This window comes from Amycolatopsis anabasis, from assembly GCF_009765355.1.
GTDB classification, from domain to species: domain Bacteria; phylum Actinomycetota; class Actinomycetes; order Mycobacteriales; family Pseudonocardiaceae; genus Amycolatopsis; species Amycolatopsis anabasis.
The window spans coordinates 20,887-27,540 of record NZ_VTHK01000092.1; the positions used below are offsets into that span (position 1 = coordinate 20,887).

7 protein-coding genes and 1 pseudogene are annotated in these 6,654 nt (G+C 65.4%); 3 read left to right on the top strand and 5 right to left on the bottom strand.

Going from position 1 to position 6,654, the window contains the following annotated elements; genetic code table 11:
* Window positions 1–109: 109 nt before the first annotated feature.
* Window positions 110–781 carry a TetR/AcrR family transcriptional regulator gene (locus FXO23_RS48035; protein ID WP_281356744.1) on the top strand — a complete coding sequence of 224 codons (672 nt, stop codon included), beginning with the start codon at window positions 110–112 and terminating at the stop codon, window positions 779–781.
* A 70-nt stretch (window positions 782–851) separates the two neighbouring features.
* Here the strand turns inward: FXO23_RS48035 and FXO23_RS48040 are convergent, their stop codons facing one another.
* Window positions 852–1,034 (bottom strand): hypothetical protein, encoded by a 183-nt coding sequence (locus FXO23_RS48040; protein ID WP_158895470.1) that lies wholly within the window; start codon window positions 1,032–1,034, stop codon window positions 852–854.
* 403 nt (window positions 1,035–1,437) lie between these two features.
* On the opposite strand from FXO23_RS48040, the gene FXO23_RS48045 reads away from it, so the two are divergent.
* Window positions 1,438–2,631: an IS110 family RNA-guided transposase gene (locus FXO23_RS48045; RefSeq protein ID WP_158895472.1), complete on the top strand. Its 1,194-nt coding sequence runs from the start codon at window positions 1,438–1,440 to the stop codon at window positions 2,629–2,631.
* Here the strand turns inward: FXO23_RS48045 and FXO23_RS48050 are convergent.
* From FXO23_RS48050 to FXO23_RS48065, 4 genes are all read right to left on the bottom strand, one after another.
* Window positions 2,540–3,490 (bottom strand): serine hydrolase domain-containing protein, encoded by a 951-nt coding sequence (locus FXO23_RS48050; protein WP_246258550.1) that lies wholly within the window; start codon window positions 3,488–3,490, stop codon window positions 2,540–2,542. The genes FXO23_RS48045 and FXO23_RS48050 overlap by 92 nt on opposite strands.
* Before the next feature lie 50 nt (window positions 3,491–3,540).
* The gene (locus FXO23_RS48055; protein ID WP_218952406.1) at window positions 3,541–4,743 is read right to left on the bottom strand and encodes a serine hydrolase domain-containing protein; all 1,203 of its coding nucleotides are present in this window, start codon (window positions 4,741–4,743) and stop codon (window positions 3,541–3,543) included.
* A gap of 74 nt (window positions 4,744–4,817) precedes the next feature.
* Complete coding sequence (locus FXO23_RS48060; protein WP_158895476.1) at window positions 4,818–5,147, bottom strand: serine hydrolase domain-containing protein; 330 nt, start codon at window positions 5,145–5,147, stop codon at window positions 4,818–4,820.
* Window positions 5,105–5,866: a serine hydrolase domain-containing protein gene (locus FXO23_RS48065; RefSeq protein ID WP_158895478.1), complete on the bottom strand. Its 762-nt coding sequence runs from the start codon at window positions 5,864–5,866 to the stop codon at window positions 5,105–5,107. Before FXO23_RS48065 ends, FXO23_RS48060 begins: the two co-directional genes overlap by 43 nt.
* A gap of 281 nt (window positions 5,867–6,147) precedes the next feature.
* Between FXO23_RS48065 and FXO23_RS52085 the strand changes: the two are divergent.
* Window positions 6,148–6,654, top strand: a pseudogene (locus FXO23_RS52085) (transposase); the annotation flags it as partial.

Genomic DNA, 6,654 nt, shown 5'->3' on the forward strand with positions numbered 1-6,654 from the left:
GATCGAGTGACAGTGCCATCGAACCACAAGCGGGGAGTACTCCCCACTTGTGATTTCACGTTAGCCACTAAACGGGGAGCTGTCCACGGTTAGCTGCTACCGTGTGGACGTGAGACGTGAACGAGAGCCCGGGACAGCACCACTGCGCCGCGACGCTCGGCGCAACCGGGAACTGCTGCTCACCGCGGCACGAGAGGTGTTCGCGGAGCAGGGAGTGCAGGCGCCGCTGGACGAGATCGCCCGCCGGGCCGGCGTGGGAAACGCCACGCTGTATCGGCACTTCCCCACCAGGCGCGATCTCATTGAGGTGGTCTTCGCCGAGCCGCTCCGCCGGATCCAACAAGTCGGTGACGAAGCCTTGGGCATGAACGACGGCGGTGCCGCACTGGCATGGTGCATGGAGCAGCTGTGCGAGCTCCTGGCCGCCGACCGAGGTATCGGCGAGTTGCTGCTGGCGCCGCTCCCGGACACTCAACTGCTGCAGGACCCTCGGCGGCAGAGTATCGAAGTCGTCTCGAAACTCGTGGAACGCGGGCAGGCGCAGGGCTCACTGCGGGCCGACCTGGACGCCGCCGACGTCTTCATCACCCTGCGTGCGATGTTCTCGGCCGTGATGATGACCCAGGACATCAGCCCACGCGCATGGCGCCGACAGTGCGCCCTGTTCCTCGAAGCGTTCCGGCCCGACCCCCTCCGCGAACTGCCCATCCCCCCACTCACCCGCCAACAACTGGCCCGGGTACTGCACCTCTCCCAGGACCCCTCACCACCCGCAAAATAGGTGCACACCACACGGCAAGCCTTCGAGGTGGGCATCCCGGCGTCACCTGAAACCGAGACCTTTTCGCGGGTTATCGCTCGGTGATGAGCTTCCTGGCCAGGAACAGGATGGGCTCCACGGTCTTGATGCCGTCGTAGTTGCCGAGTATCACCGCCGTCCACCCGGTACCGGGGAACCAGTCCACATTGGTGGATATGCCGGGCCCTCCGCCGCTGTGCCCGTGGACCCAGTGGCCGTTGATGATGAAGACCATCGACGCATAGGCTCAGAAGGGGATCTGCGGGGACATATCGGGAGGGACCGGCCGGGGCTCCATCGCCAGTTTCGGGCTGACGGTGAGGTCGGTGTATACGGGGTTGAGCAGCTTGTTGCCCAGCACGGCTTGCACGAATCCGGCGAGATCCGCGGCGGTGGCGAAGCCTCCCCCCGTTATCTTTTTGGTGGCTCCTGATCAAGGGGCTCTGGTCGCCAGGCCCGGCATGACTTATGCCCCCAGTCGTACCCATGATCCGGGGGGTGGTGTCACCGGGTTTGGTGGCATCGAGGGACCGCTGATAGGGACACGGCCGCCCGTAGGGTAGGTCTCTCCATAACGTGGCTGCTGGCCGTCGATGCTCGATCGGTGACCGGCCGCGACGATACGAAAGATACCGTGCATGGACAACGGTTACGGGGTGTTCCTCGGCCTGGACGTTGGCAAGAGCGAGCACCACGCGGTCGGGTTGGACCCGGCTGGGAAGCGGCTGCACGATGCGCCGCTGCCCAACAGCGAGCCCAAGCTGCGGGCGATGTTCGCCAAGCTCGCGGTGCACGGCCCGGTGCTGGTCGTGGTGGACCAGCCGGCCACGATTGGTGCGCTGCCGGTCGCGGTGGCCCGTGCTTGCGGTCACGAGGTGGCGTATCTGCCCGGGCTGGCGATGCGGCGGATCGCTGACCTGTATCCGGGCAACGCCAAGACCGACGCCCGCGACGCCTACATCATCGCCGACGCCGCCCGCACCTTGCCGCACGCGCTGCGCCGGGTCGACGTCGGTGATGAGGCCCTGGCCGAGCTGGACGTGCTGATCGGCTACGACGACGACCTCACCGCCGAAGCGACCCGGCTGAGTAACCGCATCCGTGGGCTGCTCACTGGCCTGCACCCCGCACTCGAACGCGTCCTCGGCCCCAAAGTCACCCACCTCGCGGTGCTGGAGATCCTGTCCCGCTGCGGCGGCCCGATCGGCATCCGCAAGGCCGGGCGCCGCAAACTCACGTCGATCGCGACCAAGCACGCGCCCCGCATGGGCGCCAAACTCGTCGAAAACCTCCTCGCCGCCCTGGATGAACAGACCGTGGTCGTCCCCGGCACCGCCGCGGCGGACACCGTGCTGCCCCGGCTTGCTGAGAGCCTCAAAACCGTTCTGGCGCAACGAAAAACCGTCGCCACCGAGGTCGAGGAGATACTCGATGCGCACCCTCTTGCCCGGGTCCTGACCTCGATGCCCGGCATCGGCGTCAGGACCGCCGCCCGCATCCTGCTCGAGATCGGCGACGGCTCCGCGTTCGCCAGCTCCGGCCACCTCGCCGCCTACGCCGGCATCGCACCCGTCACCCACCGCTCCGGGTCCTCGATCAGAGGCGAGCATCCCGCCAGAACAGGCAACCGCAAGCTCAAACGCGCGTTCTTCCTCGCCGCCTTCGCAGCACTGTCCGACCCCACCAGCCGCGCCTACTACGACCGGAAACGGGCCGAAGGGAAGAAACACAACGCCGCCCTCATCTGCCTCGCCCGACGCCGCTGCGACGTCCTGTTCGCCATGCTCCGCAACAAGACCTTCTACCAACATCCGGCACCCCACACGGCTTGACAAATTCCATAGGGACACCCCCCCCCGCGGGCGAACCGACAAAGTGGGGATCCTCTTCGAGGACGTCGACACGCTTGCCGGAGTCTTGCGGGGCATAGGGATGAGCGATGCGCCTGCCGTCACGCCACTGCGGTTTGGTGTAGAAGTCCGAACTGGTCATGCCCGCCGGCGTGAAAATATTTTCGCGGACGTAGTCGTAGTAGGATTGGCCGGACACCTCCGCCACGATCGCCCCCAGGGCGTGGTAGCCGGTGTTGCAGTAGCGCCAACCGGATCCGGGTATGAAGGCAAGGCCGGTCTTCCGGACGAACTCCGGCTCGCCGTCCCAGGTCTGTTGGACACTGGTCCAGGTGGCCGCTGCCTTCTCGTACCCCGGAAGTTGCATGTGGTCACCCATACCGGAGGTGTGGGTGAGGAGCTGGTGGACGGTCACCTGGTCCGCGATCTCGTCCGGGAAGCCGTCGAGGTAAGCGCCCAGCTTTTCGTGGTAGGCCACCTTGTTCCGTTGGGCGAGTTGGGCAATGGCGACGCCGGTGAACAGTTTGGTGATCGAGGCCAGCGAGATGGTGTCCGGGCCGTTCGGGATCGACCGCTGATGGTCGGCCATACCGACGGAGCGGGACAGCACCGGGCGATCCCGATGCCTCAGTAGCACGGTGCCGGAGAACTTGTCTTCGGCGGCCAATCGCACGACCAACCGGTCGAGCTTGCCACCGGGCCGCAGGTCCTCGGGTATCCGATCGGTCCGGGAAGAGTCGGCGTGCCCGATTCCGGCGGGTGCCAGGGCGGTGCTCGCGGCCAGCGGAGCGGTCCCCATCGCGGCGAGTACGGATCGTCGAGGCAGCTTGTTGTCGGTCATCGAAATCGCCTCCTGTGGCGCTGTGTTGTGGCACTGTCACCTTGGGCGCGTCAGGTTCTCGGCCGGTGTTCGGAGATGAGTTTCCGGGCCAGTGCGTTGATCGGTTCGGTGGAACCGTCGTCGTAGTTGCTGAGCGTTACCGATGTCCAGTCGGTGGCCGGGAACCACTGCACGCTGGCGGACACTCCGGGGGCGCCGCCCTTGTGCCCGTGAATCCACTGGTCGTCGGCGAGGGTGACGCCTCCCGCATAAGTCGCGAAGCGTGGTTGCAGGGGCTCGCCGGGAGCGGACGCATCGGGTGGTATCGGCAGTTTCGGACTCAGGGTGAGCTGGGTATGCAGTTCGCCGATCAGTTTGCCGCCCTGCAGGGTCCTGGCGAAGTTGGCCAGGTCCGCGGCGGTGGCGAAGGGACTCCCCGCCGGGGAGCCGACGAAGTGGTGCTCGTCGACGACATCGACCTGCTCTCCGGAGGATCGCCGGACGTACGGGCGGGCGATACGCCGGTTGTCACGCCACTGCGGCTTGGTGTAGAAATCCGCGTCGCGCATATTCGCCGTTTGAAAGACGCGCTCGCGGATGTAGTCGTAGTAGCAACTGTTGGCAGCCTTCGCCACGATCGCACCCAATGTGAAGTAGCCGGAATTACTGTAAATAGATCCGGCGCCGGGCAGGAAGGGGAGTTTCCCGGTCCTCCGCACGGACGACATGATCCCGTTCCAGGTTTTCTCCACGCTGTCCCAGGTCTTCGCCTCCTCGTCGAATCCGTCCATTCGCATGAAGTCGCCCATACCTGACGTGTGGGTGAGCAAGTGGTGAACCGTCACATTGTCCGCGATCTCGGCCGGAAAGCCGTCAAGGTAGGCGCCCAGTTTCTCGTGATACGCCACCTTGCCCTGTTCGGCCAGTTGCGCGATCGCGATGGCGGTGAACAACTTTCCGACCGAGGCGAGGTTGAAAATGGTGTCCGGACCGTTCGGCACCGCCGATCTCCTGTTGGCCATGCCGTGAGAACGGGACAACACGGTCCGGCCGCGGTGGTTCAACAGCACCGTTCCGGCGAACTTCCCGTCGGCGGCCCATTGTGTGATGAAGTTGTCGAACTTCCCGCCCGGTCGCAAATCCTTGGATACCTGGTCGAACTGGCTCGCGTCGGAGTGGGCGGTCCCGGAGGCACTCAGCACGGTGCTCGCTGCCAGGGGAGCCGTTCCCAGCAACGCGAGTACGGATCGTCGAGACGGTTGGTGCCGGGCCATGATGTGATCTCCTTTCGAGTGCGGGTTCGGAAACGTTCCGCATCAGCCGACGGTGCGACGGCCCGCGGCTGCCGTTACGACGTCAGCAGTTCCTCCGAACGCCGCATCGCGGGCGACTCGACCTGGTCCTGATTGGTGAGGATGACCACCAAATGTCCGGTTTCCGGATAGATGTCGATTTCGCCTTCGTAGCCTGGAGTGCCGCCATTGTGGCCGACGATCCGCACGCCGTTGATACGTTTGTCGGCGAAGCCGTAACCGTATTTGGGTGGTTCCATCGGTCGTTTCCCATTCGATGGTGGGCGTGGGTTCCCGGGGGGTTGCACCTTGCCGGTCAACACGGTGTTGGTGAGTTCGGGGTTCAGGAGTTGATGGGCCAGCAGCACCCGGGAGAACTCGAGCATGTCTGCGACGGTCGACCATGCCCCGCCGGCGGGGCATGGTCGACCAGTTTCACCACCTCACTCCAGTCTCGCAGTTCTGCTCCGGCGGGGGCCGCGCCGCGGTCCGGACCGGGCTGGACGGGTTGCCCGTCCGGGCCCGTCAGGGCATAGGGGTGAGCCATGGCGGGAATGTCAGCGGGTTTGTAGTCGCGGACGGCGGTATGGGCCATGCCGGCGGGCGCGAAGACGTGCTGGTGCACGTATTCGCCGTACGGCCTCGCGGTGACCTGCTCGATGACCGCTCCCAGGGTGACGTAACCGGCGCTGCTGTAGCTGAACTTCGCGCCCGGGGCGGACTGGAGGGGCTCGCGGCGGATGCGTTCCATCAACTCGGTGATCGGGTAGTTCGACCGCGCGTCCGCTTCCTCGGGGGTGGTGGTGCCCATCCCGGAGGTGTGGGTGAGTAGCTGGTGGATCGTGACTTTCGTGGCGATCTCAGGCGGGAAGCCCGCCAGATACTTCCCGATCGTGTCCTCGAACGACAGCCGGCCCTGGCCGGCGAGCTGGGCGATGGCTCCGGAGAACTTCCCCTCTCCGGCGAGCTGTTTCAGGTGCTCGTCGTAGGCGGCCCAGACCTCCGGAACGGGTGCGGTGTCCTCGGGACGGCGTGGTACGGCCCCGCAGGCGGCAACCGCGGACGCCAGGAGTAGCCCGCCGAGAAAGGCCCTTCGGCGCATCATCGGTCACGAGTCCCTTTCCGGTAACGAGGTGTCGCGCAGAATGCGGTCATGGAGGTCACCCTTCCCGGGGCGGCGTACCGCGAGCCGATCGCCGTTCCATACGGAATCCATAGGTCACGATCAGGGACTGTTCCGAGATCGGTGTTTTCGGCCCGACACGCCGGGCTTGGGTCCGGCGGGATGGGCACTGTGAGTGATGACATTTGATGTTGTGAGTCCACGCGAGAGTGAGTCCAAGCTGGGCCGGCCAGCTGTCGGCGGAGCAGGTCGCCGCGGCGGCGATGGTGGCCGAGGCCAGGGCGCGGGGGCTGGCGTTGACCGGTCCGGACGGTCTGTTGAAGTTGTTCACCAGGAGTGTGCTGGAAACTGCTCTCAATGAGGAGATGACCGAGCACCTCGGGCACAAGAAGAACCAGGCCGAGCCGGACCGGGAGTCGTCGAACGTGCGGAATGGGGCGCGGTCGAAGACCGTGATCTCGGATGCCGCTGGTGAGGTCGAGATCGATGTGCCGCGGGACCGGGAAAGTACGTTCGAGCCACAGATTGTGAAGAAGCGGCAACGCCGGCTCACTGATGTGGATGAGATCGTGCTGTCGCTGTATGCGAAAGGGGGTGACGACCGGGGAGATCTCTGCGCGTTTCGCCGAGATTTACGGTGCTTCGGTGAGTAAGGAGACGATCTTCCGTATCACCGACAAGGTGGTCGCCGAGATGCAGGAGTGGGCCAACCGCCCTGTCTACGTGGCCGTGTTCATTGACGCGATCCATGTCAAGGTGCGGGACGGCCA

What these genes read in the sequence shown, in the direction of transcription:
- FXO23_RS48040 (WP_158895470.1), bottom strand. Translation starts at nt 1,034, where the DNA reads ATGGTCTTCATCATCAACGGCCACTGGGTCCACGGGCACAGCGGCGGA.
- FXO23_RS48045 (WP_158895472.1), top strand. Translation starts at nt 1,438, where the DNA reads ATGGACAACGGTTACGGGGTGTTCCTCGGCCTGGACGTTGGCAAGAGC.
- FXO23_RS48050 (WP_246258550.1), bottom strand. Translation starts at nt 3,490, where the DNA reads ATGACCGACAACAAGCTGCCTCGACGATCCGTACTCGCCGCGATGGGG.
- FXO23_RS48055 (WP_218952406.1), bottom strand. Translation starts at nt 4,743, where the DNA reads ATGGCCCGGCACCAACCGTCTCGACGATCCGTACTCGCGTTGCTGGGA.
- FXO23_RS48060 (WP_158895476.1), bottom strand. Translation starts at nt 5,147, where the DNA reads ATGCTCGAGTTCTCCCGGGTGCTGCTGGCCCATCAACTCCTGAACCCC.
- FXO23_RS48065 (WP_158895478.1), bottom strand. Translation starts at nt 5,866, where the DNA reads ATGATGCGCCGAAGGGCCTTTCTCGGCGGGCTACTCCTGGCGTCCGCG.